At 44.3% G+C, this 26,201-nt stretch carries 22 protein-coding genes; 15 read left to right on the plus strand and 7 right to left on the minus strand.

The genetic code is table 11. The features are described from left to right. The first annotated feature begins 246 nt into the window (after positions 1 to 246). From GK047_RS18025 to GK047_RS18035, 3 genes are all read left to right on the plus strand, one after another. Positions 247 to 3,033 (plus strand): glycoside hydrolase family 3 C-terminal domain-containing protein, encoded by a 2,787-nt coding sequence (locus tag GK047_RS18025; RefSeq protein ID WP_163949757.1) that lies wholly within the window; start codon positions 247 to 249, stop codon positions 3,031 to 3,033. A 140-nt stretch (positions 3,034 to 3,173) separates the two neighbouring features. Next, positions 3,174 to 3,422: a stalk domain-containing protein gene (locus GK047_RS30665; protein ID WP_481856015.1), complete on the plus strand. Its 249-nt coding sequence runs from the start codon at positions 3,174 to 3,176 to the stop codon at positions 3,420 to 3,422. A 488-nt stretch (positions 3,423 to 3,910) separates the two neighbouring features. Next, positions 3,911 to 6,514, plus strand: coding sequence for a metallophosphoesterase (locus GK047_RS18035; RefSeq protein ID WP_240344027.1), 2,604 nt, complete (start codon positions 3,911 to 3,913; stop codon positions 6,512 to 6,514). Between the two features lie 94 nt (positions 6,515 to 6,608). On the opposite strand, the gene GK047_RS30670 is transcribed toward GK047_RS18035, so the two are convergent. Next, the gene (locus GK047_RS30670) at positions 6,609 to 7,253 is read right to left on the minus strand and encodes a transmembrane-type terpene cyclase (RefSeq protein WP_163949763.1); all 645 of its coding nucleotides are present in this window, start codon (positions 7,251 to 7,253) and stop codon (positions 6,609 to 6,611) included. 184 nt (positions 7,254 to 7,437) lie between these two features. Here GK047_RS30670 and GK047_RS18045 point away from each other — a divergent pair, with 184 nt between their 5' ends. Continuing rightward, a complete protein-coding gene (locus GK047_RS18045) occupies positions 7,438 to 9,483 on the plus strand; it encodes a methyl-accepting chemotaxis protein (RefSeq protein ID WP_163949765.1) in 2,046 nt (681 codons plus the stop codon). 163 nt (positions 9,484 to 9,646) lie between these two features. Here the strand turns inward: GK047_RS18045 and GK047_RS18050 are convergent, their stop codons facing one another. Continuing rightward, positions 9,647 to 10,912, minus strand: coding sequence for an MDR family MFS transporter (locus GK047_RS18050; protein WP_163949768.1), 1,266 nt, complete (start codon positions 10,910 to 10,912; stop codon positions 9,647 to 9,649). 810 nt (positions 10,913 to 11,722) lie between these two features. Between GK047_RS18050 and GK047_RS18055 the strand changes: the two genes are divergently transcribed. The 5 genes from GK047_RS18055 to GK047_RS18075 all read left to right on the plus strand — a co-directional run bounded on the left by GK047_RS18055 (position 11,723) and on the right by GK047_RS18075 (position 17,401). After that, entirely contained in the window at positions 11,723 to 12,709 is a 987-nt protein-coding gene (locus tag GK047_RS18055; RefSeq protein WP_163949772.1) for an ABC transporter ATP-binding protein, read from the plus strand. After that, positions 12,706 to 13,677, plus strand: coding sequence for a dipeptide ABC transporter ATP-binding protein (locus GK047_RS18060; RefSeq protein WP_163949775.1), 972 nt, complete (start codon positions 12,706 to 12,708; stop codon positions 13,675 to 13,677). The genes GK047_RS18055 and GK047_RS18060 overlap by 4 nt, the downstream gene beginning before the upstream one ends. A gap of 47 nt (positions 13,678 to 13,724) precedes the next feature. Continuing rightward, on the plus strand, positions 13,725 to 15,392 hold the full coding sequence (locus tag GK047_RS18065; protein WP_481856016.1) for an ABC transporter substrate-binding protein: 1,668 nt from the start codon (positions 13,725 to 13,727) through the stop codon (positions 15,390 to 15,392). 99 nt (positions 15,393 to 15,491) lie between these two features. Then, a complete protein-coding gene (locus GK047_RS18070) occupies positions 15,492 to 16,496 on the plus strand; it encodes an ABC transporter permease (protein WP_163949782.1) in 1,005 nt (334 codons plus the stop codon). 14 nt (positions 16,497 to 16,510) lie between these two features. Continuing rightward, positions 16,511 to 17,401 carry an ABC transporter permease gene (locus tag GK047_RS18075; protein WP_163949783.1) on the plus strand — a complete coding sequence of 297 codons (891 nt, stop codon included), beginning with the start codon at positions 16,511 to 16,513 and terminating at the stop codon, positions 17,399 to 17,401. Positions 17,402 to 17,483: 82 nt separating this feature from the next. Here the strand turns inward: GK047_RS18075 and GK047_RS18080 are convergent, their stop codons facing one another. Next, positions 17,484 to 18,296, minus strand: coding sequence for a hypothetical protein (locus GK047_RS18080; protein WP_163949785.1), 813 nt, complete (start codon positions 18,294 to 18,296; stop codon positions 17,484 to 17,486). A 325-nt stretch (positions 18,297 to 18,621) separates the two neighbouring features. Between GK047_RS18080 and GK047_RS18085 the strand changes: the two genes are divergently transcribed. From GK047_RS18085 to GK047_RS18095, 3 genes are all read left to right on the plus strand, one after another. Further along, positions 18,622 to 19,374 (plus strand): GTP pyrophosphokinase, encoded by a 753-nt coding sequence (locus GK047_RS18085; protein WP_163949787.1) that lies wholly within the window; start codon positions 18,622 to 18,624, stop codon positions 19,372 to 19,374. 109 nt (positions 19,375 to 19,483) lie between these two features. Then, entirely contained in the window at positions 19,484 to 20,119 is a 636-nt protein-coding gene (locus tag GK047_RS18090; RefSeq protein ID WP_163949788.1) for an FMN-dependent NADH-azoreductase, read from the plus strand. A 221-nt stretch (positions 20,120 to 20,340) separates the two neighbouring features. Next, entirely contained in the window at positions 20,341 to 20,580 is a 240-nt protein-coding gene (locus GK047_RS18095) for a MerR family transcriptional regulator (RefSeq protein WP_163949790.1), read from the plus strand. A gap of 165 nt (positions 20,581 to 20,745) precedes the next feature. Here GK047_RS18095 and GK047_RS18100 read toward each other — a convergent pair whose 3' ends face one another. Continuing rightward, positions 20,746 to 21,540: a YheC/YheD family protein gene (locus tag GK047_RS18100; protein WP_163949791.1), complete on the minus strand. Its 795-nt coding sequence runs from the start codon at positions 21,538 to 21,540 to the stop codon at positions 20,746 to 20,748. 210 nt (positions 21,541 to 21,750) lie between these two features. Here GK047_RS18100 and GK047_RS18105 point away from each other — a divergent pair, with 210 nt between their 5' ends. Genes GK047_RS18105 through GK047_RS18115 form a run of 3 tightly spaced genes read left to right on the plus strand, consistent with a single transcriptional unit; the run spans position 21,751 to position 24,928 of the window. Then, positions 21,751 to 22,956, plus strand: coding sequence for a phenylacetate--CoA ligase family protein (locus GK047_RS18105; RefSeq protein ID WP_240344028.1), 1,206 nt, complete (start codon positions 21,751 to 21,753; stop codon positions 22,954 to 22,956). Between the two features lie 15 nt (positions 22,957 to 22,971). Then, positions 22,972 to 23,952, plus strand: a complete 981-nt coding sequence (gene sbnA / locus GK047_RS18110) for a 2,3-diaminopropionate biosynthesis protein SbnA (protein WP_240344029.1) — start codon at positions 22,972 to 22,974, stop codon at positions 23,950 to 23,952. 1 nt (position 23,953) lies between these two features. Then, complete coding sequence (locus GK047_RS18115) at positions 23,954 to 24,928, plus strand: 2,3-diaminopropionate biosynthesis protein SbnB (protein WP_163949795.1); 975 nt, start codon at positions 23,954 to 23,956, stop codon at positions 24,926 to 24,928. 174 nt (positions 24,929 to 25,102) lie between these two features. On the opposite strand, the gene GK047_RS30675 is transcribed toward GK047_RS18115, so the two are convergent. From GK047_RS30675 to GK047_RS18130, 3 genes are read right to left on the minus strand one after another with little or no spacing between them, the layout of a single operon-like run. Next, entirely contained in the window at positions 25,103 to 25,342 is a 240-nt protein-coding gene (locus GK047_RS30675) for a helix-turn-helix domain-containing protein (protein WP_163949797.1), read from the minus strand. Continuing rightward, complete coding sequence (locus tag GK047_RS18125; RefSeq protein ID WP_163949798.1) at positions 25,342 to 25,512, minus strand: YvrJ family protein; 171 nt, start codon at positions 25,510 to 25,512, stop codon at positions 25,342 to 25,344. Before GK047_RS18125 ends, GK047_RS30675 begins: the two co-directional genes overlap by 1 nt. Further along, positions 25,485 to 26,180, minus strand: a complete 696-nt coding sequence (locus GK047_RS18130) for a sigma-70 family RNA polymerase sigma factor (RefSeq protein WP_163949801.1) — start codon at positions 26,178 to 26,180, stop codon at positions 25,485 to 25,487. The genes GK047_RS18125 and GK047_RS18130 overlap by 28 nt, the downstream gene beginning before the upstream one ends. Positions 26,181 to 26,201: the final 21 nt, after the last annotated feature.

A 26,201-nucleotide genomic window follows, 5' to 3' on the forward strand; every position in this document is an offset into this window, starting at 1 on the left:
GAAACTTTTGGGGGTTAAAATACACCCGGTTTCTGACAAGCTAGTAAAATCCACAGCTGTAAGAGCTGTGGATTTTGCTTTTTTAGAAGCAGTGCTTGTATAGTAAGATTATAACAATTTTTTAAAAAAGAACTTTATAGAGAACATGCATAGGTTTACAAAAAAACTAGCTCTATAGAAAGAGATCTCGTTCCTTTCTATAGAGCTAGCAAATATGCATGGAAATGAGAATCGGGAGGAAACAACATGAGTACACAGATTCTGGGAGTTCCATTAGAAGGTTTTGCTGAATTTAGTCGGACGGTAGCCGCAGAAGGCGCGGTGCTGTTAAAGAATGAAGGACAGGTACTTCCGCTTCGAAACGGCGAAAACATTTCAATTTTTGGCCGAACACAAGTTAATTATTATCGCAGCGGTACAGGTTCGGGCGGGAGTGTCCATGTTTCTTATACAACCAATTTGTTAGACGGTCTTCGCAGTAAAAAGAACCTTACAGTCAACGAAGAACTGGCGGCTGTCTATGAAAAGTGGATTGAGCAAAATCCATTTGATGATGGCGGAAAAGTATGGGCGGCAGAGCCGTGGAACCAAAAGGAAATGCCTTTAACCGATGAACAGGTATCGAAGGCAAGAAGCCAATCGAGCAAAGCGGTCGTTGTGATTGGTCGTACGGCGGGAGAAGATCAGGATAATGCGGACGCGCCGGGCAGTTATCAATTAACGGCCGATGAACAAGCGATGCTGAAGCAGGTCACTGCTTATTTTGAACAAACCGTTGTTGTGCTGAATGTATCGAATATTATTGATATGAGCTGGCTGAATGATGATAGTTATATACACCCGATTTCGTGCGCTATTTACTCTTGGCAGGGCGGTATGGAGGGAGGTAATGCGATTGCCGACGTACTGGCCGGAGAGGTGACACCGAGTGGTAAATTAACGGATACGATCGCTTATTCCATAGAAGATTATCCATCGACTCGCAATTATGGCAATGAATTCAAGAACCTGTATCAGGAAGATATTTATGTGGGCTATCGTTATTTTGAGACGTTTTACCCGGATAAGGTGCATTTTGAGTTTGGGTACGGTATCTCTTATACCTCATTTAAAGTCGAGTCTGAAGAGGCTAAGCTGACCACCCAAGAAGGAGAAACATACGTTGAAATCGACGTAACTGTAACAAATACGGGAGACACCTTTGCGGGAAAAGAGGTCGTACAGGTCTATTACGAAGCGCCGCAAGGAAAGCTAGGGCAACCTGCTAAAGTTTTGGCGGCATTCGGGAAGACAAAAGTCCTTCAGGCGGGTGAATCACAGCGTCTTAAGGTGAGCTTCCCTGTTCATTCTATGGCTTCCTATGATGACGCTGGCGTGACGGGGCATCCTTCTGCTTATGTGCTGGAGGCCGGGACATACCGAATTTATGTGGGAACCAGTGTCAAAAATCTGGCGGAAATAGGGGTCCAAGGACAAAGTGGTTACGTCGTGGAAACTCTTCAAGTCGTGGAGCAGTTGCAAGAGGCGCTGGCGCCGACGGAAAGCTTTACGAGAATGAAGCCGGGTGCTCGGAAGGATGACGGTTCGTATGAACTCATCTCTGTAGAGGTACCGAAGCGAAAGATTTCTTTAGCGGAAAGGATCGAGAGTAATCTTCCTGAAACTTTGGAGCAAACCGGTAATCAAGGACATAAATTAAGAGATGTTTATGATCGGAAAGTCGGCATGGAAGCCTTTATCGCTCAGCTTAGTGATCAGGATCTGGCAGCGATTGTCAGAGGAGAAGGTATGAGCAGTCCGTTGGTTACACCGGGTACGGCTTCGGCTTTCGGGGGGGGAAGCGACAGTTTATTCAATTATGGAATCCCGGTTGCTTGTACGGCAGACGGACCGTCCGGAATTCGTATGGATAGCGGGCAGAAGGCGACCCAGGTTGCAATCGGAACCTTGCTTGCGGCAACCTGGAATGTGGAACTGGTTGAAGAGCTTTATGTCATGGAAGGCAAGGAATTATTAAGCAACAACGTCGACGCCTTGCTTGGACCTGGCTTGAATATCCGGCGCAGTCCGCTCAATGGACGCAACTTTGAGTATTTTTCGGAAGATCCGCTGATTTCCGGGGTATTCGCCGCAGCATGCACGCGGGGCATTATGAAGGGCGGTTCCAACGCCACACTGAAGCATTTCGCCTGCAATAATCAGGAAAAGCATCGCAGTAAGGTAGATGCCATCGTTTCCGAACGCGCCCTTCGGGAGATTTATTTGAAAGGCTTTGAAATTGCGGTGAAGCAGGGCGGCGCGAATTCGATTATGACCTCTTATAATCCCATCAACGGGCATTGGGCGGCTTCTAATTATGATTTGAATACCACGATTCTTCGGGGGGAATGGGGCTTTAAAGGCATCGTGATGACGGATTGGTGGGCCATTATGAACGATGTCGTCGAGGGGGGGCCTGCGGATCGGAAGTACACGAACTGGATGATCCGTGCCCAAAATGATTTGTACATGGTTGTTCCTAACTATGGGGCAGAAATCAACGGCTGGGATGACAATACGATTGAATCTCTGGAAAATGGTTCGTTAACCCGTGGAGAACTTCAGCGCTCGGCAATGAACATTTGCGAGTTCATCATGCACGCACCGGTGTTCTCAAGAAAACAGGAGATTGTAGAAACGGTTGCTGCATTCAAGGCGAATCCATCTCTTTCGACGGAGCAAGCGCAAGCACTATCCCAACATGCACAGGTTAAACCTGCCGCAGCCGGATCGACCTTTATGAAAGTGGATCAGGGCGGTCAATATCGTATCATTGTTAATATCATGTCTCCGGAACCAGAATTGGCTCAAAGCGCTTGTAATGTGACACTGAACGATCAGTTGATGACAACCATTCAAACGAATGGGACGGAAGGCAAATGGATCAGGCAGAAGCTTGTGAAAATCGAACTGGAAGATGGCCTTTATGAATTGAAATTGGATTTCGTCAAACCAGGCTTGCAGATCGACTGGATCGAATTTAAACAAGTGTAAATGTAGTAGAAACGGCAATGAGCTAATTAAGCCGCCAAGGCATCTCACTCCGAGTCGAAAAAGCAGTTGTCGCAGAGATTTCTCTGCGATGGCTGCTTTTTTCGTTTAGGGGAGAACCTAACATCGAATAGGATGAAGAAATACAGAGTGTTACGGGGGAAAAAGGAGTGCTGGTCATCCAACGTACCACCGGAGAGAAAAAGTCGTTGGTGAATGGTGTAACTATGGAACTAACCGCTCTGGCTTTCATACATAATGGAAGCACTTTTATTCCACTAAGATTTATTGAGGAAGCAACGGGTGAAGATATAATTTGCAACGCAAATAGAGCTGGGAGAAAACAAAACAAGCTGTCACCGGTAGAGTACCGATACCAACTTATTGCCTAAGGCTTTTTCCAATGTCTACAAAACAGGGGCGTGACTATGAGTTTAAGGAGAAGTTTTTTATGCGTTGTGGGAAACCGTATGGAAGCAACTTTTAGATACCGTATATGTGATTTGCAAAATATAGTAAATATGCTATAATGGAAATGTTTAAGCGCTTTAACTTTTGGTTTACTACCTATTTTTGAAGGGGGTGAATACAAAGAAACCCAAACCGGCTAGTGTGATAGGGAGAGACGTAACCAGAAGAGAATGTAGCAGAAGTAGTCAATGCAGCTAATTATGCAAACGCTTACAAGAATTCATTCTGCTATGACTCTTACTAACGCAGTCAGCAGCGTACATCTTGGTGACAGGAAGACTGACACCAAGAAATCCAGACAATTACGATCTTGATCAAGAAGGAGGAATATTACTTACAATTGAGCGTCTTACTGTTCCTGTATCCGGTTCAATTCTTTTATATCTTATAACTATGAGGAAAGAAGGTAATGGACATGCAGGTAAATAACAAGGTTAAAAGGAAATGGTTTCAATCGATCTGCTTGACACTTGTACTTCTAATGTTAGCTTTGGATGGAGCGGCATTCGCACAAGAAGATTCAGGTCTGAGAGTAGACCCAGCTGCAACAGCAGCAAAGGAAACGTTAGCGGAATGGATATTCAAGGACAAGGGGAATAACGGCGTCTTTGCGGCTACTGGAGGCGTCTATAAAGCGAATTCTACGATGAAGGATGTGGGAACGAACACAAATCAATACACGTATGAGCCGAGCGAGAACAGCGTTCGCAATCAAGGTTGGGACGATGGAGTCGGTACAAAATATTGGCTTGCCGTTCTTTCGACGAAAGGCTTCGAAAATCTAACTTTATCCTCGCAGCAAACATCTTCAAGTACAGGGCCTCGCGATTTCAAGGCGCAATTCAGTATAGATCAACAAAGTTGGACCGATATTCCTAATGGCACATTGGTATTGGTTCAGAATAATTTCGGTTGCAAGAATAATACTTGCAAATTAGTGGGAGTTTCTCTTCCTAGTCAAGCAAATGATAAGGATTTGCTGTATATTCGCTGGGTTGTTACTTCCAAAACAAACGTAGGCGGCGGAACTATATCAAGCACAGGATCAAGCAGAATCAAGGAGGTTACTGTGACGGGCGAACGTAAAGCTGGCGGAGGGACAGATATCCCAACGCTCGATGTCACAAAAACCCCCTCTTCTGGTGCCACAGATATAGCAACTAATGCGGAAGTGTCTGTCAAATTCAATAAATCAATAGTTCTTAATAGCTCCAGTCATGCATCTATTACTGACGATGCTAATACTCCCTTAGGCAGCATAACGGCCGGAATCGTAGGCAACGATACGTTGAAAATAAGTCATCCTGATTTTGCAAATGGAAAGACTTACAAAGTTACCCTACCTAAGGAACTTGTAAAGGGCGCTGCGGATGGGATAGCTCCTGCCAATGATATTTCATGGAGCTTTAAAACGAAATCGCAAGTTACGCCGCCTTCTGGCAACAAGACGCCAACTTTGTTGAACATGACATTTAACGGAGATCCTAAGACAACTCTGGCATTCGATTGGTATAGTTCCGAGTCGATTACAGGGACTGTTCTTCAAGTTGTTGAGGCTTCTAAGGTGCAAGGAGATATATTCCCCGAAGCCCTAGCGACTACTTTTAACGGTAATGCGACTATCATTGATACTTTAATGACTGAGGGTGACAGGAAAACCAAAAAATACAAAAAATTTGCCAGCCATAAGGCCATAGCTAATCAACTTAAGCCAGGCACGAAATATGTATATCGGGCGGGTAATGGCGATGCTGATGGGTGGAGCTTGAATGGTTCGTTCACTACGGATACAGCGAGTAATCAAAACTTTCATTTTATGTATACGACAGATACCCAAGGCTCAGATAAAGCAAATTTTGAATTATGGCAAGATACCTTTAGAAAAGCGATAGATAAACTGGTTGATCCTAAGTTTGTTTTATTGACGGGAGATTTAACAGACGACGGCGATTTGGAACAATTATGGCAGTGGTTCCTAGGCGTTCCGAAGACGGAATTTGCTAACGTTCCTTTTGCGCCTATTGTCGGCAATCATGAAATAGAGGATTATCCCAACAACAATTTTTATAATCATTTTAACTTGCCCAAGGACGTCGGGACGGGTACAGAAGATGGCACTGTATACGCTTTTGAATACGGCGACGCACTCTTTATGCAAATCAATACCCAATATGAAGGGGAAGTTAATCCTTATAGGGCGGATGCCCAATTCGATGCGCAGTTGAAGTGGATGAGGAATCAGGTCGCAAAAACAGATAAAAAGTGGAAGTTTGTTTCGATGCACAAGGGAGCCTACTCATCGGGTGATAACGCCTCGGCCGAATCCGACCGTGTGAAATTTTATAGAAAATTTCTGATTCCTGCATTTGATGAAATGGGCGTAGATTTGGTATTCGAAGGCCATGATCATATGTATATGAGATCTTATCAAATGTTAAATAACGTCCCCATCAAGAATGTGATCAAAGATGAACAAGGCAATGTTGTCGATCCCAAAGGCACGGTCTATCTCATGGGCAACTCAGGGGGTTCGAAATTCTACACTTTGAATCCTAATGCAGATAATTTCTTCGCGGCCAAAAATGAGCAGCCTTTTAAGAAAATGTTTGTGGATGTATCGATAACTGGCGACGTGCTTAATTTCACTTCTTACACCGCCGTTAAGGGGCAGCCTATAGCTGTTTATGATGCATACAGTATCAAGAGAACGGATACCAGGCCCAATAAGGTTGAAAACGTAACTGTAAGCAAATCGAGCAATAAAGCTGTGATTTCATGGAAAACTCCTTCAGGTACCACAGAACCAGTAAAGGGCTTTAGAATTTATGAAAAGAATAACAAGGTGAATCCAAACTGGAGTATTTATGTACCGGTAGTTAGTGGTCAAACGAATTATAGCTATACATTGAATGCCATTGACCCTGCCAAGGGCTATGATTTCATCGTCAAGGCGGTCGGCGTAAGGAATAACTCTGAACCGGTAGAGGCGAGTCTGGCGGGAGGATCTAACTAACGATCTAACTAATAATCTGTTCTATCTTGTCTATTTGCATGGGTTTGAAAGTAAACCTCCAACGCCACTTTTACAGTGGTTTTGGAGGTTTTTTTCATAATTGCTTATAAGTATTGGATCTATAAATGATCTTCACTGACTTGTTATTCATCAAAAGGATGTAAGCGACGTCAAGAATAAAGATAAGGATATACATAATAGCTAATAAAATGGATTGCGGGTATTGGGAATAACACAAAATAGAGGCGCCTAGGGTACCAATCATTTTAAAATAGCCAATGTATGTGGACTGTCCTAGTAAATCATTTGTCAGCAGCATTCTTATAAAAAGAATGGACATCATGAGATTGATGCCAAATGCTGAATATTTGCCCTCGATATCATGAAATTCGGTCGTAATTCCATAATGCAGCAGAAGGGCAATCGCTAGTAATGAGAGGACCACAGATTTGATTGGCCATATAGGGTATTGTCTTTTTGAATAATAAAAAAGTTGTAACAGGATGATACAGTCCAAGAGAAACCATATCATAGTTATGATTTGCTGGAGTGGGCTGAAAGGAAGAACGAAGGAAAATAGAAATTCCCAAGTGATGTTCGCGCAAAGGGCGGCGAGCGGCATTCCGCAGGTTCGATCCCGGAACCCTTTATAGATGATCATCATATAAGTAATTGTCCAAAAAAAGGCCACCCCATATTGCAGCAATCGTTCTAGGTTTGAGGACAATAAGTGTTGCATAGTAAGAAAATCACATCCTTTTTGGACTTCTCTTATGGATATGATTTATCTAACTTGTCTATGATCTTTATTCAAAACAAATATTGAAAATAAAGGAAGTAGAATCTAGATGTCGAAATTAGTTTGTTCCTGCCATAAACTACCGTTATTATAGGTAATATTTACTAAATGAAAGGGAGTTAACATGAAAAGTTTAAAGACTATGTTAGTTATGATTTTGGCATCGATTACAGTAGTAATTTTTGTGGGGCAATCCTTTTTTAGTTTCTTTCAATTTAAGAAGGAAGTCCTTGCTAGAGTTGAAGAAAAGCTAACGTTGGAGGCAGATAATAAAGCAGATCAGCTTTATGGGATGCTGCAGAAGCCAGCGAAGTTATCAGAAGGACTTACTTTCACGATAGGGACTTCAACAATAAAAGAGATCAATAAAATTGAAGAGGCAACTAAACAATTTGTTGCAGCAGATCCGCTCATCGTCGGCGGGGGCTTCTGGATGCAGCCTAATGCATTCGACCCCAAAGCTAAGTTATTTGCGCGGTATGCCTATAAAGACAAACAGGACATCGTTTTTGACAATCAGTACAGTGTCGGCACTTTCGATTATTTTAAAGAAGATTGGTACAAGAACGGTTTTCTCGGTAGACAGAATGTGTGGTCTGCACCGTATAAAGATTCGGTTACAGGTGTCCCGATGATTACGGTAACAAGTGCAATTAAGCAAAAAAACGAAGTGATTGGTGTTGCGACCATTGATATCGGCATGATGGAGCTGCAAAAGCAAGTCACAAGCATGAAAGTCGGTATGGAGGGACATGCATTCATTATTGCTAGCGACGGAGCTTATATTTCCCATCGTGATAAAGACAAGACAATGGACACCAAGATGACGGAAGAGCAGAATGACGAAATTCGTGCATTAGGCAGTCAAATCATTAAATCAACGAGTCATGCGTTAACGCTTACCCAATACGACGGCAAAAAGGCCTATGTTACCTATGCTCCAATTGGAGATACGGGCATGAAAATCGTTACAATTATGTACTATGCGGAAATCTTGCAGCCAATCAACCAGTACCTGAAAACTACGATTATCATATTTACAATAGCTATGCTAATTTTTATCGCACTATTATATTGGTTTATTCATCGTCAAGTATCTACACCGCTATTGAAGCTAAGAAAAGAGATTCATACATTAGTGGAAAAAGGCGGAGATCTAACCCAGAGCATTGGGGTATCGGGCAAAAATGAAATCGGTCAGCTAGCTACTTCGCTGAATGAATTCATTGCAAATTTGAGGGGAATTGTGGCTAATGTTGTGGGCTATGCCAATCAGGTTGAAGAGTTCTCAAGCAGTTCTTCCTTGTCCGCGGCCGAAGTCGGGAACGCATCTAATCAGGTTGCTGTGATCATTCAGGATGTGGCTAACGGTAGCAGTAAACAAACGAGTAGTGTTATGGAAATTGCTGAAAATATGGCAAATACGCAACAGTTGGTAAGCACAACGAAAAACGAAATCGAACAAGCCACGGATAATGCTTTACGTGCTACAGTTTTTGCTGAACAGGGTGGAGAAGCCATTCTTGATGCCGTTCAGGAGGTTGAAAAAATTGTCGAAATAACGAGTGAAACAAGAACACTTATTCGCAAGTTAGAGGAAAGCTCCAACCAGATTGGAGAAATTATTACAACCATTACGGCTATAGCGTCTTCAACCCATTTGCTGGCTTTAAACGCATCAATTGAAGCGGCCCGCGCAGGAGAACATGGAAAAGGTTTCGGCGTCGTTGCCAGTGAAATTCGTAAATTAGCGGAACAGTCCGAAGTAGCTACGGAAAAAATATCCACGTTAGTTTTGATGATCCAGCAAGAAACGTTGTCATCGGTCACGATTATTGAACAAAATAGCGAGATCGTAACAAGCTTAACCGCAAAGACTCAGTTAGGAAGCCATGCATTCAGTGAAATCAAAGGAAAAGTAAGTGAGACGGAACAAAGTATCCTACATTTGCATCATGTTATCGAAAAAGTAATGGAAAACTCAGAGCAGGTTATGACGGATATCCAAGAGGCATCGGCGATTTCCGAAGAAATGACGGCTTCCACCGAGGAAGTGGCGGCTAACATTGAAGAGCAGAATGCGTCTATTAACCTGATGTCTAGTAATTTGAAAGAAATGAATCTGATTGCGGAGCAACTGCGGAATGAAGTGAGCAAATTTATTGTATAAATAATATTTCCATTTTAATGAGCTAATCCTATAAAATGCACAAAAACCCCCAAGCCCACTTCAAAGTGGAATTGGAGGTTTTTGTGCATCTATGGAGCGTCGAGAATAGAAATATGAAGCGCTAAAGCAGACCTTTTTGGGAAGCGCCGTTATGTACTTAGTGTCAAGCTGCTTGACGATCATGGTAGTTGAACATGACGTTATACAGGACTGCGCCTAAAACTGCAAGCCCTGCGAGCAGGCCGAATGTCCACGAGAAGCCAACCCACTCGCTAAGTGGGATGGATAGAGGCGCAATGGTGCGCCCAAGCGTGAAACGCAGACTGGACGCCGCGAAATATTGGCCCCGCATATGATCGGGAGCTAATCTTGACACGAAGGCTTGCTGTGGCCCAGCAGACATAAGCTCCGCGAGCGTGAAGACGGCGATGGCGAGCGTAAAGCCCCAAAATGTAGACATTTGATTAAACATGGCGATTCCTGCCGCGTAAAATAGTGCCCCGCCAATGAATACATATCGATCTTTATAGGCGAGCATCCACTTGGTCACAAGCACAGTAAAGAGAGTAACAAGCAGGCCGTTTTCTGAAACGATCACTCCAAATAACTGTTTGCCAGAAAGCTGCAAATTCCAATTATTGTAGGAGAATATCGTTGCCGATTGGACGTTTTCTTTCAAAAAAACGGGCAGCAGAAGGTCTAACTGCATGAAAGTTTGAGAAAGTAGGACACCTGCAAGGACGAATAGGAGGAACACTCGGTCGGCTGCAATAATGCGGTAGTCGCGGAGCTGTGTGATCAAGAAATGAAACCACGGTTCCCCGATTTTCGATTGGTGGCGTTCAGCCAAATGAGCAGGCAGCGATTCTCTTAAGGTGCGGCTCATCAACAAAGCGAGAATAACGCAGAACCCAGATGCAGCTGCTAGTACAACGTAAGGATTATCCGTGTAAAGGATGGAGCCTAGCAAGGGACCGATAACGACGGCTATATTCGCAGCTGTATAGAAAATGGCAAAGACGCCAGAACGGTGTTCTTCTTTGACGACATCGGCAACCATAGCCTGACTAGCAGGCCAATACAAGGAGCCAGCCAAGCTGGCGAGGCTAAATCCCAAGAATCCAACGATGGGCATGGATACCCAAGGGGATGCGGCACATGCAAAGATTCCGTAACCGATTGCTTGCCCATAAGAAGCGATAACCATCATTCGCTTTCGCCCGAATCGATCTGCACAATAACCTCCCAGCAAATTACCCAGCACAGAGAGCGCCTGGGATAAGACCAGAAGAATCCCGGTCAAACCTTTACCGAAGGAATTTGCAAAATAGATGGCTAAGAAAGGAAAGAATGTCCAAAAAATAATGTTAAAGGTAACCTCTCCGCCTAAGCGGATTTTTAAATTCGAATCCCAATCTTTAATTTTCATGTATGTATTACCTCTAGTTGTAAAGTTTGTACTCATCATACTACCATTCTTCTTGTTGAAACAAGGCAGAGCGTTAGGTGCGTGATTTTTTGAAATAATGATATATAAGCAATAAGACATGAGATATGAGAATGTCGGCCTTGAATGGAAGGCCTCTTAGGCAAGCTGTAGCCATGATCACTAGTTGTTGCTCAAGGCGAGGTTCGTCTGACAATAAAGCTGCGTCAAATATATTTATATTGACGAATGGTAAATTAAGGTATTACAATATCAGCAATAACTAACCAATTGTCAATTAATTTCAAAATAAAACTAGGCAATATTCCTTTTCAATACTGCTATTAATTTTTTCCTCCATAAAATCGTTCACTCCCTCGGTCGCAAGTTCAGCACGATAGCTTACACTTATCCCTTTATTCTGTAAAGTACGGAGTTAGATTTTTTGTCTTATTGCCATGCTTGATACAAATCGTATCATTTATCGCGACTTTCTTATCGTATTTCCGCAAGTCTCAAAATATCAGTGGAAATTTTAGGAGCAGTAATTACTTTGTAAAGCCTGAAATAACTAATGGTCAAATTTCAACAGCAGTGGTTACTACAGGAAACTGTGAATTTGGTTTCTGGGTCATAAAGAGCCCAACACGCGCGGATCGTCGGCGTGCGATGTGGTGTCGACGCAAGGCGACCAGTACCTTGTTCTTGCGAAAAGAGATTGTACAGGAAAATAAAGGATAGGCACAAAATTGTAATCGTTTACAATTTTGTTTTGGAGTCTGACATCGCTGCTCAAGGAGGATATATACCCCTATGAAGGACATGCTGCTTGAAATTCAAGATCTCAAAACGCATTTCGTAACAGATCGTGGTGAAGTGCCTGCAGTTGATGGGGTGGATTTAACCATTCGTAAAGGCGAAATATTAGGTGTCGTGGGGGAATCTGGCTGCGGAAAAAGTGTTGCTTCCCTTTCTATCATGAAGCTTATTCCACAACCGCCCGGGAAAATTGCTGGTGGCTCTATCCGTTATAAGGACGAGGAGCTTACGATAGCAAAAGAAAATCGAATGAAAAGGCTTCGCGGTAACGAAATTTCGATGATTTTCCAAGAACCTATGACTTCGCTCAACCCGCTGTTAACGGTAGGGGAGCAGATCGGAGAGGCGTTTCGCCTGCACCGGAAGGCGAATCGCAAGCAGGCACGTCTGCATACAGTGGATATGCTTCGTCGCGTAGGTATTCCCCGTCCCGAGCAGATTGTGGATGAATATCCACATCGGTTATCGGGGGGGATGCGGCAGCGCGTCATGATCGCCATGGCACTTTGCTGTGAGCCGGAGCTGCTCATCGCCGACGAGCCGACAACAGCTCTGGACGTGACGATTCAAGCACAGATTCTTGACCTTATGAAGAAACTCAATCAAGAAATGGGCACAGCCATCATGCTTATTACACACGATCTTGGCATTGTGGCTGAGATGTGCGATCGGTTAGTGGTCATGTATGCGGGCAAAGTGGTCGAAGAAGGTCCAGTGAAGGACATCTTCAGGAGCCCACGACATCCGTATACCAAAGGACTTATTCGTTCTATCCCAAGGATGGATATCGAGCAAGATCAGTTATATTCTATCCCTGGCAATGTACCTTCGCCAGGCTCCATTAAGCAAGGATGCCGTTTTGCACCGAGGTGCGAGAAAGCAATGGAAACGTGTCAGGCTCATATGCCGGATTTGAAATTCGTTGATTATAATCATAAGTCGCGGTGCTGGTTGGACGAAAAAGGGGGTGCCGCGGGGTGACGAAGCATGTGTTGGAAGTTCAGCATTTAAAAACATATTTCCCGATACGCACCGGATTTTTGCAAAGCGTTACAGGTTATGTGAAAGCTGTTGATGACATCTCTTTTAATGTAAGAGAGGGCGAAACGTTTGGAATCGTTGGTGAAAGCGGTTGCGGGAAATCCACAGCGGGAAGATCCATCTTAAGGCTAATTGAACCGACTGAAGGTAAGGTCGTATTTGACGGAAACGACGTTGCCAAAGCGACGGATTCACAGCTTCGAGCCATGCGTCGTCATATGCAAATCGTGTTTCAAGATCCGTTCGCTTCGCTGAACCCACGCCATTCGGTGCGACGTATTCTTGAGGAGCCGTATATCGTTCACGGTATTGCTAGCGGCAAGGAGCTCTCCGAGCGGGTTCTCGATCTAATGAATGTCGTTGGACTTAGCAGCACGCAGCTAGACCGTTATCCTCATCAGTTTTCGGGAGGTCAGCGGCAGCGTATCTCAATTGCGAGGGCGCTCGCGCTGAATCCAAAGCTTATTGTGGCAGACGAGCCAGTTTCCGCACTTGATGTATCCATCCAATCGCAAATTCTGAATCTTATGCAGCAATTACAGCGCCAATTCGGGCTCACTTATATTTTTATCGCGCATGACTTAAGCGTTATTAAGCACTTTTGTGGTCGAGTTGCGGTTATGTACTTGGGTCGGATCGTTGAGCTTGCTGATAAGATTTCCTTATATCGGGAACCGAAGCATCCTTATACCAGAGCACTTCTGTCTGCGGTTCCGGTGCCAGACCCCTTCGTCCGCAAAGAGCGCATAATTTTACAGGGTGATGTGCCAAGCCCGTCTAATGCACCACAAGGATGCGCGTTCCATACACGCTGCCCTGCAACAACAGAACGCTGCAAACAAGAACGGCCGATTCTCCGTCGAGTGATGGACGGCCATCAAGTGGCGTGTCATCTCTACCCCTCTTAGTTAGGGGAGAGGACCTATATAAAATTGACGATGAAAAGGGAGGCAGCATTATGAAAAAATGGGTATCAAGTGGCTTAGGACTTGTACTTGCAATCTCGCTTGCACTTGTGGGGTGCAGCAATGACAACAAAGACGTTAAGACGTCCGATCCAGCCAAAACAAACGCTCCGAAAGCGGAGGCGAAGACAGAGGGGGGCTCTAAAAAGGTTCAAGATACGCTAATCGTAGGGCGTGGTGGAGATTCTGCAGCGCTTGACCCATCGATTGTAACAGATGGGGAATCGTTTAAAGCAACGCAGCAAATCTATGACACGCTCCTTGATTATAAGGATGGTACAACGGAAGTGGAGGCGAGCCTTGCTGAGAGCTGGAAAGTATCATCAGACGGTCTCACTTATACATTTAATCTTCGCAGTGGAGTCAAGTTCCACGATGGAACCGATTTTAACGCCGACGCAGTCGTATTTAATTTTAATCGCTGGAAGGATCCGAAGAGTCCGGTGAAATTCCAAGGGGATTCCTTCGATTATTACACCTCACAGTTCGGCGGTGAGAAGGACGACATCATTAAAGAAATCAAAGCCGTTGATGCAAAAACGGTTCAGTTTACGCTGAACAAACCGCAAGCGCCGTTCTTGCAAAATATTGCTATGCCTTGTTTTGGAATTGGCAGTCCGAAGGCAATTCAAGAAAAGAAAGAGAAATTTAAATCGGAGCCAGTGGGTACGGGCTCATTTGTTTTCAAAGAATGGAAGCGTAATGAATCTATCACCCTTGAAAAGAACCCGAATTACTGGAAGCAAGGTTTGCCGAAGCTGAACAAGCTAATCATCCGTTCCATCCCAGATAACTCCGCACGTTTAACAGCGCTGAAGAATGGAGAGCTAGATTTGATAGAGGGAGTGAATCCCGATGATGTAAAGAACATCGAAGCCGATAAAAACCTGAAAAAACTTGTTCGTCCATCCTTCAATGTGGGCTATGTGGGCTTCAACCTGAAACATAAGCCGTTCGATGATGCGAAAGTTCGCGTAGCATTGAGCTATGCGGTAAACAAAAAAGCAATCATTCAAGCTTTCTACGGCGGTAATGCCGAAGTAGCGGTTAACCCGATGCCGAAGTCACTTTGGGGTCATAACAATGATATTAAGGATTACGAATATGATCCTGAAAAGGCAAAGAAGCTGCTTGCTGACGCAGGATATCCGAGCGGCCTACCAGGCGAGTATACATTCTACGCGATGCCAGTACCGCGTCCATACATGCCGGACGGTAAGAAAGTCGCCGAAGCAATTCAACAAGATTTCGCTAAAATTGGGGTGAAAACGAAGATCGTTTCACCAGAGTGGGCGACATACCTTGACGATACGAAAAAAGGTGAAAAGGACGACATCTACATGCTTGGCTGGAACGGTGACAACGGCGATCCGGATAACTTCCTATATGCCCTTCTTGATAAAACAAATGTAGGCGGCAATAATCAATCGTATTATATGAGTGAAGACGTTCATAAGCTGCTTGCTGACGCACAATCAATGAATGACCAAGCTAAACGCAGCGAGAACTATAAGAAAGCGCAAGTCTTAATTAAAGCTGACGCTCCATGGGTCCCGCTAGCTCACTCTACACCCATTTTAGCTGGGAAAGCTGCTATTGATGGATACATTCCTTCCCCAACTGGAAGCGAATCCTATGAAACAGTCATCTTCAAGTAAACTGCATGCTAGGTAGCTTTATTAACAAAGGGGAGGCAGGCGCCACCTGCCTCACTTTTCATTACTTATATCTTCTCGCGAAGCAGGAGTGAACCCATTATGGTATCGTATATGCTCAGACGTCTTCTCCAGCTCGTGCCCGTGCTACTCGGAATGACCATTATTGTTTTCTCTATCATTCATGCGATTCCTGGCGACCCTGCCGAAACGATTCTCGGAGAAAAGGCGAGTAAGGAATCGAAGCAGGCGCTCCGGCTGGAACTAGGCCTTGATCGTCCGGCAGCCGTTCAATACTTTTCGTATTTGGGAAGTTTACTCCGTGGCGATCTGGGAACCTCTATCCGTACCAAAGAACCGATTGCTAAAGAAATGAAACCGTATCTGGCGGCAACGCTTGAACTTACATTCGTCAGCATGCTCATTGCTGTTCTATTTGGCGTGAATGCGGGCATTTTGAGTGCGTGGAGACAAAATTCATGGTTTGATTTTACGAGCATGCTTATTGCTCTTATCGGGGTTTCTATGCCCGTTTTCTGGTTGGGTCTTATGGAGCAGTGGCTGTTTTCATTGAAGCTGCAATGGCTTCCTTCTATCGGTCGAGTGGATGTGCGGGATCCGGTCGAGGCGGTCACCCATCTATACATCATCGATGCCTTTATTGCTGGACGTCTAGATCAAGTCTGGACAGTGATCAAGCATCTCATCCTACCGGGGATCGCGCTGGGAACGATCCCGATGGCGATTATTGCGCGGATGACTAGATCCAGTATGCTCGAAGTACTCCGTTCTGACTTTATTCGAACAGCGCGTGCCAAAGGAGTATCCAAATTTTTTGTCGTGTACAAGCATGCGTTTAAAAATGCGCTCATTCCGGTTATTACGGTGATCGGCCTTCAAATTGGCCTACTATTGGGCGGAGCGGTACTGACAGAAACTATTTTTGCATGGCCTGGGGTTGGACGTTACATTTATGAAGCGATCGCTTCTCGCGACTATCCCGTTATTCAATCGGGGATTCTCATTATTGCCTTTATATTCGTTATGATCAATCTGTTTGTCGATCTTTTGTACGCGGCGATTGATCCGCGCATTAGCTACAAGTAAGGGAGGGAAGGCCGTTGTCACAAGTTGTCTTGTACATAGAACCGAAGCAGACGAAGGTCGTGACCTCCGGTCCTTGGAGGGAAGGCTGGCGGGCTTTTCGCCGTAATAAACTGGCGATGCTCGGGATGATGATTATTCTCTTTTTTGCAGCGGTTGCGTTTCTGGCTCCGCTGATCACCCATTATGATTATAAGGAGCAGGTGCTTCTAGACCGCTTACAAGGCCCGAGCGCAACGCATTGGTTCGGAACAGACGACCTTGGACGAGATTTGTTCACAAGGATCGTCTACGGCACTCGTATTTCACTGTGGGTGGGGATTGCCTCCGTACTCGGTTCAATCGTGGCGGGTACGTTTCTCGGTATTTTGGCAGGGTTTTACGGCAGATGGATTGATATTTTCATTTCTCGCTTTTTTGATATTTTGCTTGCTTTCCCGAGCATTCTCCTTGCGATCGCGGTTGTAGCGGTATTAGGGCCATCTCTGCAAAATGCTCTGCTTGCCATTGCGATTGTGAACATTCCCGTATTTGGGCGGCTGGTTCGCTCCAAGGTACTCAGTCTTCGTACGGAAGAATACGTAACGGCTGCCAAAGCGCTGGGGATGAAAGATGCACGTATTCTTTTGTCGCACATTTTACCAAACAGCTTAGGACCAATCATCGTCCAAGGAACGTTGGGGATAGCGACCGCGATCATTGAATGTGCCGCCCTTGGTTTCCTCGGAATGGGTGCGCAGCCACCGGATCCTGAATGGGGGAAAATGCTTTCCGATTCACGTCAGTTTATCCAAAATGCACCATGGACGGTCTTATTTCCAGGTCTCTCAATCATGCTCACCGTGCTAGGGTTTAACCTCATCGGGGATGGACTGAGGGATGTACTTGACCCTCGAATGAAGCAATAGGTATTCCATATGATCTATTAGAAGGGGCATCTAGCTAGTCTAGGGCTTCTTTTTCTTTGTACGATGTCTGAGCTACTTTCCGCTAAGGTAACTGAGCTTTGACGGCAGCAAGAGTATCATTGATCTTTGTTTCAAGCTTATACATGTTTTGTTTTTCGTCACTAAGCTGGCGTATTAGGGAGACTAAGGGAGAGAGAGAACTAAGAACGCTAGTTGGTTCTTCTTTTTTAACAGCTTGTTTAAAAGCGCTCCATACAGGGTTCACGCTGGTATCTATTGTTTTAATAGCACTTTTCTTGGCTTTAATCTGTGTTTTAACTTGATCGTTGTCTGCTAAGGTGGCGCGAATTTTTTTAATCGTTTTGGAGGCCTGCTCTTTGGCGGTCTGCAATGCTTTTTCCTTGTTCTTTATGTCCATGCGCGCCAATTGCACAGGAATTCTCATGAGCGTTGCTTGGAAACGAAGCGCACTATTGAGATCTTTGTCTTTCAGCAGCTTGGCAGCATCGATCTGTTTATTTAACGAACTATATCGATCTAATAATAGTTTGTGCCGCCCTCTTGTTTGTGCGACGTCGGCTTCTAGCTTGTCTAATTTAGCTCCATCGACTGCTTTAATTTGTTTGTTGAGAACGACTAAAGTTTCTGCATTGGCGGTGTGCTGGGCATTAATTTTCACATCCCAGTCCTGTTCTTGTTTTTGTAGTGTGAGGAGTTCATTGTATAAGGAGTTGATTTTACCTGCTTGCGTGCGATCTGCGGAGGTGATCATTTTATCGATCGAAGATTTCATGGATGCTGTGATTTCCACGGAAGCAGCAGCTGCCGCGGTCGGAACGGCTGAAGCCAGCATCAGAGCGGTAAATAAAGTAGTCACATGCTTAAGATTTTTCAATAAAAAGCCTCCCTTAGATTCATAAAATTTTATAGCCATTTACAACAAAAAAAGCACCTGCAAGAAAAAGGCATTGAGCCTTTTCTTACGGGTGCTTCCGTCGTAAGTAACCATAATAAAACTATATCTGATACTATACAAGACACCTTCCCAGGTGTCAAGGAAGAAAGATTTGCACACATTTCATGTTAAATTTGCACCAAAGGATAGAAGTACTTTAAACTAACGAGGAGTAGGAAAATAACCATAAACAAGACATGACTGCTTCGGTGAAATCAAGATCAATCAAGTGGTTAGATCTGAGATAGAGGAAGGAATAAAGAGGATGAGCCAACTTTCAATAAATCAATTGAAACAATTTAAGAATGACATAACAAGATTCATGATGATGTACAAATTCGCCCTGGACGAAATGGAGACAAGAATTGAAATTTTAGTGCAAGAATTCGAGATGCTGCATGAATATAATCCGATCGAGCATACGAAATCTCGGTTGAAGTCGCCTGAGAGTATTTTGAACAAGCTGTATAGAAAGGGGAGCGATATTTCGTTCTCTGGCATTAGAGATAATATTAAAGATATTGCAGGTCTGCGCATCACCTGTTCATTTATATCTGATATTTATTTAATTAGCCAAATGCTAAAAAATCAAAGTGATCTGAAGGTCACGGAAGAGAAAGATTACATTAAGAACCCGAAACCAAACGGCTATCAAAGTCTTCACTTGTTGATTGATGTGCCGGTTCATATGTCGGATCGGCGAGAAAGTGTATGTATTGAAGTTCAAATTCGTACGATTGCTATGGATTTCTGGGCTAGCTTAGAGCACAAAATCTATTATAAATACAATGAAGACAATCAAGTTGTACCCGAGCGACTACTTGCCGAATTAAAGCAAGCCGCATTTGCCGCGTCTGTTCTAGATCAGCAGATGGAACGTCTCCATAAGGAAATTGAGGTTATCAAAGAAGAGCAGTCAGAAATATCCGAAGAGAAGCTGAATCGAATCATTATTAACAATCAGCAGTTTGCCCTGCCACAGGCTTTGCTGGAGCTTTTAGATAAAGCGAAAGAATAAAAATATTTTTTTAATAAAGTAAGTTAATACTAGTTTTATATTGGCTAGAAATAAGTTATAATCAAACTGTAATTATAAAAATATCAGATAAGAAGGGAAGTATTCTATCATGGCAAAAGTTCTTTATATTACGGCACACCCTAATGATCATCAAACTTCATTTAGTTTGGCAGTAGGGAAAGAGTTTATTGACGCATACCGTGAAGCTAATCCATCTGATGAAGTTGTTCTTCTTGATCTGTACAAGTCAGATATTCCTCAAATTGACGCTGACGTATTTAGCGGTTGGGGCAAATTAAGATCCGGCTCTTCATTTGACCAGCTTTCTGATGCTGAAAAAGCCAAAGTTACTCGTTTGGGCGAAATTGTAGACCAATATATAGCGGCTGATAAATACGTTTATGTATCCCCAATGTGGAATTTTTCTTTCCCTCCAATTCTTAAAGCTTATATTGATGCGATTTGTGTGGCTGGTAAAACTTTCTCTTATACAGAAAATGGGCCAGTGGGTCTATTAAAAGATAAAAAGGCTGTTCACATTCAAGCCAGCGGTGGCATTTATTCCGAAGGGCCTACTGCAGGATTTGAAAATGGTTATAGCTACCTCGGGAAAATTATGCAGTTCCATGGCGTTCCTTCTTTTGAGGGAATCTTTGTAGAAGGTATGGGCGCTAAGCCAGACCAAGCACAAGCCATCAAAGAAAAAGCAATTGTACAAGCAAAAGAAGTTGCCAAACGTTTCTAAGATGTGAAGTTTGAGGAGAGTACCTGAGAAGGTGCTCTCTTTTTTTTGTAGGAATTATTGTGTGATGTATGTGGGGAATATGGTGCCGTTGTTGGAAGTGAGGCTGCAGATGAAACAACTTGTAGAATCTGTTTAAGCATAAATGATTGGTTCGTGGTATAATTAATGAATTCAAGTCAATAAAGAATGTATTGACTTAATGAGAAGGGTGTTGCTGGTAAATGCATGTATTTGAAGATTGGAATCAAAAAGTGAAGACCACTTTTAATGCAACAAGCAATGAAGTTGTGTTAACGGTTACGGAAGCGGGAGAATCATTAGGCCTCTCCAAGGACCAAATGAAGCTATACGTGGACAAGAACAAGTTGACGAAAGTTCCAATCATGAGAAGTGTCCATAGGTATCTTTTGTTGAAACATGAAATAGATGAGATACTTGAGAAAGAAAAAGTTACTAAATAAAAGCGAGAGACCCTAGGGCTCTCGTTTTTATTTATCTATACAGGTTATCCACAAACTTATGCACAAACCCCACAATCAATAAAGCCTTATTGTTAATAACTTTCTACATACATGTCAACATATCCACAATATTATCTATCCACAATAGAAACCCCTGCATTTCTTTCATGTATGATCAGGCGATCTTTTCGCTTTGGAGCAGGTTAAACAGTATCTTCGACCATAGGATTTGGCGTAACCGACGATTTTATTAATTATTTTTTTATCCGCTAGTTTGGTGAACGGACAAGGATCGGGACGTGTATTCACTTCTAAGATCCAAGGATTTAATTGACGGTCAACGGCGATATCAAGTCCAAGCTCATTCATTGCTGGGTAGGCGCGGCTGAACTGAACGGCTGTCAGCCGGGCTAAACGTTCCATTTGACTAAGCAGCCGGGCGGTCTTCTCGGTGCCTGCTGTTGGTTCAATAAGGTTAGGTGCAAGAAATATCGTTCCGCCTTGGCTGCCGTTGGTGACTGCTTTACGAGGGTGAGCGACTCGAGCGACAGTTCCTGTACATTCCCATGTACCCGCGGGATTTTTTTGAATCATGACACGAAAGTCGTAAGGGCGTCCATCGTATTTAAGTACGTGGATGCCTTTTTGGATGAGGTATTTTTTTTTGCCAATTTTCTTTTGTAAGGATCGGCACATTGCTTGAAAGGTTGGAAAGGTGAATGCCCGAACTCCACTTTGATATCGGTAAAGGTTTGCGCCTTTCTCAACCCGCATGACACCGATGCCCAACGATCCTGTGTTCGGCTTCACGTAGACCATGTTATAACGCTCCAGCATGGCGAATAAATGTATCCTTTGAAAAGGACGAGTGTGCGGTACATGCTTTGCCAATTTCCGGTCGTTCAGTACGATGCGGGTCTTCAACAGCTTGTTTGAAACGTATTTCAGGTTATTTTGCATAGGTAGTACCTTCTTCCGCGCAAGATTGTTCTTCCTGCATCATACGAATCCACAGCTCTAGAGGTGATAGTTACCATGGTATTCTACTCGGAAATTTAAGACGGAAAGAACGACATACAGGTGAATTGCATAGGATGTGTAGGCAGTAATTGTGATCACGTCGGACAGAGAAGACGGGTGAGGGAAGAAACGGTGTCGAAGCTTACAGAAATGAAGGGAACAATCCAACGAATGTCAAGGTACTTTCCTTGGTATAAGGATCAGATAGATGTAGAGCAGGAACTCTCAGCAGTTCGTTTGGACCGATTGCCTTTGGTGACAGCATCCGTATTGGAAGCACACTATTATATTGAAAATAATCCACTGGCACAATGCGGCGAATTAAACCGATACCAAACATCCGGAACGAGTTCCAAAAGACGCAAAGCAATCTACTACTCCGAGTCGGATGAAGAGGCCTACTTGCGGATTAAACTCGATATCTTCAGAACCATTCTTGGACCGAATGGGTTTCAATCAGCAATGGCGGATATGGGTACAGGGCATGCTGAGGCGACAGCTGTAGAAGTGTTTCGTCGTCTGAACATGGAAGTGGAGTCGCTCTCCTTCCAGCTGCCCATCGAGAAGCATATAGAGCGTTTGACAAGCTTTAGACCTGAAGTTTTTTATACGATGCCGTCTATTTTGGAACGTATATTATTAGCTTCTGATGATCCGACTGCTTATGGAATTCGTCATGTTATTCTTGTCGGGGAAATTGCTTCTCCTGGCTGGATCAAGCGGGTATCTGAACGCATGTGCATAGGAATGGAACAAATAACAGATACGTATGGCTCCATTGAAATAGGGACTATCGCCTACTTCTCACACCAACATGGACGGTACCTGTTGGCAGAGGGACTCATAGGTGAAGGTATTAGTCCAGAGAAGCTTGGAGAAGAACTGGAGCCCTTGAAGAATGAGGACGAGCAAGTGCTTGTTCTAACATCTACGGTGAGGGAGTCATTTCCTGCCTTACGTTATGTCACTTACGATGTTGTTCGCGATCTGCGTACGATCATGGTGGATGATAAGCCCAGACAGACCTTTCAAAGCATTGTAAAAAGAATCGGGCCCGATCTAAAGCACGGCGAGAAGATTAGCATTTACGATATAGAGGACGTGGTGTATCGCCATCTGGGTAACGCAAGTGTTCGCGTGAAGGTAGTGGGCAATGCGCTGCGCGTGTATGTATATAGCGTGACTGAAACAAGCTTGGTGCTGGAGAGCATTCGGTATGATTTGGAGAACTGCATCCCGGAGATTGGTCTGATGATTCGCGCCGGGATTCTGGAAGGAATTCAAGTTATTTGGGCACCTTTCGAGGACTCACAGCTTCGCAGCTCAGTCAAAGGCAAGAAAATCGGATATGAATAAAGGAGAGGGATGCGTATGAAACTCGAGGGAGGCATCGTTGAGGCCATAGGCGGCACTCCGCTTGTCAGACTCGAGCGATTGTTCGAAGCGGATCCATTTCGTGTTTATGGAAAGCTGGAGTGGATGAATCCAGGGGGGAGTGCCAAGGATAGACCTGCGCTCTTTATGATTAAAGAGGCGATAAGGCGTGGTGAGATCACTCCCGATAGCGTTATCATCGAATCAAGTTCAGGCAACTTGGCGATAAGCTTGGCGCAGTTATGCTGCTATCTAGGGATTCGTTTCATTTGCGTAGTCGATATACGAACGACGGAGCAGCATAAGCAGATTATCCGGAGCTTCCATGGAGAAATTGACTTGGTTACGGAGCCTGATGAAGAGACAGGTGAGTTCCTACCGGCACGGATCCGTAGAGTTGGCGAGCTGCTTGATCGAATACCCGGCTCCTTTTGGACCAATCAGTACGGGAATCCAGACAATTATTTGGCGCATGCCGAAACAACGATGAAGGAAATCGGGGATCAGCTTGGGCCGATCGACTACCTATTCTGCGGTGTTAGTTCATGTGGAACAATACGCGGATGTATGGAATATATTCGTAGTCGTCAGTGGTCTACGAAGATCGTAGCGGTTGACGCGGAGGGGAGCGTTATCTTTGGCGGCCAAAAAGGCCCGCGGAGATTCCCTGGCTTGGGTGCAGGCATATCCCCGGGACTTTATCGACATGACGTAGCAGATCTCGTTGTGTATGCATCAGAGGAGGAATGCGTTCAAGGTTGTCGTGATTTGGTCCGCCATGAGGCCATTTTGGCGGGGGCATCGGCTGGAGGCGTGATTTCCGCCTTGCGCAGGATGGCGGGGAGTATCCCGGAGGGGGCGGTATGCGTTGTCATCTTACCGGATCGGGGCGAACGGTATATGAACACGGTATACAATGATGAATGGGTACGGCAGGAACTTAACTTTGATCCTTCTTCCTCTAAGGGAGGATCTTAACATGATATATTTGCATGATGGGCATATACGCGAGATCGGAATCGACTGGAAGAGGTTAATCGGCTTAATAGAAGAGGTTGTTAGAATCAAAGAACAAGGCGATTGTGTGCACCCTCTTAAGCCCTATTTACGCTTCCATGATCCCGCAAACCGCATGATTGCGATGCCTGCCTTCGTCGGTGGAAATATGAATAGGGCAGGAATCAAGTGGATTGCAAGTTTTCCTAACAATAATCGCCTAGGGCTGCCTAGAGCGCAAAATACAATTATCCTAAACGATACCTCAACAGGGGAGCCGATTGCTTTCTTTCATAGCGGGTTGCTGAGTGGATTACGCACCGCTGCGGTTAGCGGGTTCATGCTCCGTGCATATGTGGCAGCGAGGCAGCCAGCTGAACTGCAAGTAGGTATTATTGGGTGGGGGCCAATAGGCCGCTTGCACCTTGAGATGTGCGCGGAAAGATTTGGGAATAAGTTGAAACGAGTCACCTTGTTCGATCTCCAAGGAATTGATTGGGACTCAGTGCCAGAAGCTGTTCGGGCGATTACTGACATTGCTGACGACTGGCAGTCCCTCTATCGAAGTTCGAATGTGATTGCCACTTGTACGGTCGCGAAAGAAAGATATATCGACGAGGCGCCGCCAACGGGGGCGCTGCTGCTCAACGTATCGTTAAGGGACTACTTGCCTGAAAGCGTGGCGAAGGTGAAGGCGATCATCGTTGACGATTGGCAGGAGGTAAGCCGTGAAAACACGGATGTGGAGCAGCTGCATATTCGGTGCGGTCTGCAAGAGTCTGATGTCCGCACGATGGCAGATGTAGGACTCCGCGACGGGCTAGCTGAATTTCGCGCGGAGGAGCCTGTTTATTTTAACCCGATGGGTCTCGCGGTATTTGATATAGCTGTAGCTGACTACTACTGGCAGGAGGCTGTTCGGCTCGGGAAAGGTGTCATGTTGGAAAGCTGTCCTTGATCGACCGCTAGGTATATTTATAAAATGTGAAAACTAGACACCTTAAGAAAGGTGTTTTTTCTTTTTAACTTAGCTGCATAAAGCATGCACTTCCTTACATAAGTCGATTATTCTAGTGAGAAAATCAAAAAAAGACCTGCATGAACGATGAACGATGCGGATCTTCGGAATTATTCAATGCAGGATGAGCTTGCAAAAAGTGGAGTAGTCAGGAACGGTATCCATATCATAGGCAATTACAGATTGAATGATCTTTTCTGCAAGGTGCTGCCTGAGATCATGCCGATCATTCTTGTTTGTCCGGTTACAAACTTGTTGAATGATGGGGTGAAAGAGCTCTAAGATTCGATTCATCGAATCTTTATCCCCATGTTTTGCTTTAAGGACCAGTTCATATAAATTTGGGTTTGTCATTATTTATTACGGACCTCATCTCTTATTAACTGAAGCAGCTCCAATATCGTTGTATTTAATGCTTCAATCTTTTTTTCAGAACGCATTAATAAGTAACCCGTTAGCACAATAGGAAAACCGAAATTAGAAATGGAAGTGGTAATCAGTGTGATGAACGGAGTATCTTGCATGATTCGGCTCGCCTCCTTGCTTCTTTTTTGGATCGTTGGTGGGAAATTCCAGGTGAAAGTAAGTAATTTCTCATTTTATTTAGTGCTAGTATTCTTATTTTTGTTACAGCCTGTTGCGATATCTGAATATAATCGGCGATTTCGGTATCTAATGCATAAGTGGAGTAGGCCAAGGTGATGACAAGCTTTTGCCTTTCGGTCAGCTCATTAAACGCTGCAAAAAGGTACTCGTTCTCTAATGTCCACTGAAAGAGCTCGGGTTCTTTTAATGGCGCTTCGGATTGCCTATGAAAAGATTGTGAATAGAGAGAATCGCCTAGTGTCCTGTCCTCGTCTTCACCTAAAGGAACGTCGAAAACAAGGGGGCTTCTCTCTTCATGACGGCGCCTTTTTCTATGAAAATCAATATCGCAAAAACGGATGAGAGAACTCAAATACTTGGTAAAGCGGATGCAAAAGAAAAACTGGCGGAATTTGTGCTCAAGCAGCTCGCCATTTTCAGATGTAGGGCGTATTAGATATTTACCTAATAAATAGGCGTGGTTTGGATTTAGAAAGAAATGGTCAATGATTTTGTTCTTAAATAGTTTGGGGTTCTGTAGCTTGTAGTCTTTATAAAATTGCTCCTCTTTGGGTGTAAAGGTTTGGACAGTTATTAAATTGGACACTTACGATCACTCCTCCTTTTA

This window comes from Paenibacillus sp. SYP-B3998 (assembly GCF_010820665.1).
In the GTDB taxonomy this organism is placed as follows: Bacteria; Bacillota; Bacilli; order Paenibacillales; family NBRC-103111; genus Paenibacillus_E.

What these genes read in the sequence shown, in the direction of transcription:
- GK047_RS18025 (WP_163949757.1), top strand. Translation starts at nt 247, where the DNA reads ATGAGTACACAGATTCTGGGAGTTCCATTAGAAGGTTTTGCTGAATTT.
- GK047_RS18035 (WP_240344027.1), top strand. Translation starts at nt 3,911, where the DNA reads ATGGACATGCAGGTAAATAACAAGGTTAAAAGGAAATGGTTTCAATCG.
- GK047_RS30670 (WP_163949763.1), bottom strand. Translation starts at nt 7,253, where the DNA reads ATGCAACACTTATTGTCCTCAAACCTAGAACGATTGCTGCAATATGGG.
- GK047_RS18045 (WP_163949765.1), top strand. Translation starts at nt 7,438, where the DNA reads ATGAAAAGTTTAAAGACTATGTTAGTTATGATTTTGGCATCGATTACA.
- GK047_RS18050 (WP_163949768.1), bottom strand. Translation starts at nt 10,912, where the DNA reads ATGAAAATTAAAGATTGGGATTCGAATTTAAAAATCCGCTTAGGCGGA.
- GK047_RS18055 (WP_163949772.1), top strand. Translation starts at nt 11,723, where the DNA reads ATGAAGGACATGCTGCTTGAAATTCAAGATCTCAAAACGCATTTCGTA.
- GK047_RS18070 (WP_163949782.1), top strand. Translation starts at nt 15,492, where the DNA reads ATGGTATCGTATATGCTCAGACGTCTTCTCCAGCTCGTGCCCGTGCTA.
- GK047_RS18085 (WP_163949787.1), top strand. Translation starts at nt 18,622, where the DNA reads ATGAGCCAACTTTCAATAAATCAATTGAAACAATTTAAGAATGACATA.
- GK047_RS18090 (WP_163949788.1), top strand. Translation starts at nt 19,484, where the DNA reads ATGGCAAAAGTTCTTTATATTACGGCACACCCTAATGATCATCAAACT.
- GK047_RS18095 (WP_163949790.1), top strand. Translation starts at nt 20,341, where the DNA reads ATGCATGTATTTGAAGATTGGAATCAAAAAGTGAAGACCACTTTTAAT.
- GK047_RS18100 (WP_163949791.1), bottom strand. Translation starts at nt 21,540, where the DNA reads ATGCAAAATAACCTGAAATACGTTTCAAACAAGCTGTTGAAGACCCGC.
- GK047_RS18105 (WP_240344028.1), top strand. Translation starts at nt 21,751, where the DNA reads ATGAAGGGAACAATCCAACGAATGTCAAGGTACTTTCCTTGGTATAAG.
- sbnA (WP_240344029.1), top strand. Translation starts at nt 22,972, where the DNA reads ATGAAACTCGAGGGAGGCATCGTTGAGGCCATAGGCGGCACTCCGCTT.
- GK047_RS18115 (WP_163949795.1), top strand. Translation starts at nt 23,954, where the DNA reads ATGATATATTTGCATGATGGGCATATACGCGAGATCGGAATCGACTGG.
- GK047_RS30675 (WP_163949797.1), bottom strand. Translation starts at nt 25,342, where the DNA reads ATGACAAACCCAAATTTATATGAACTGGTCCTTAAAGCAAAACATGGG.
- GK047_RS18125 (WP_163949798.1), bottom strand. Translation starts at nt 25,512, where the DNA reads ATGCAAGATACTCCGTTCATCACACTGATTACCACTTCCATTTCTAAT.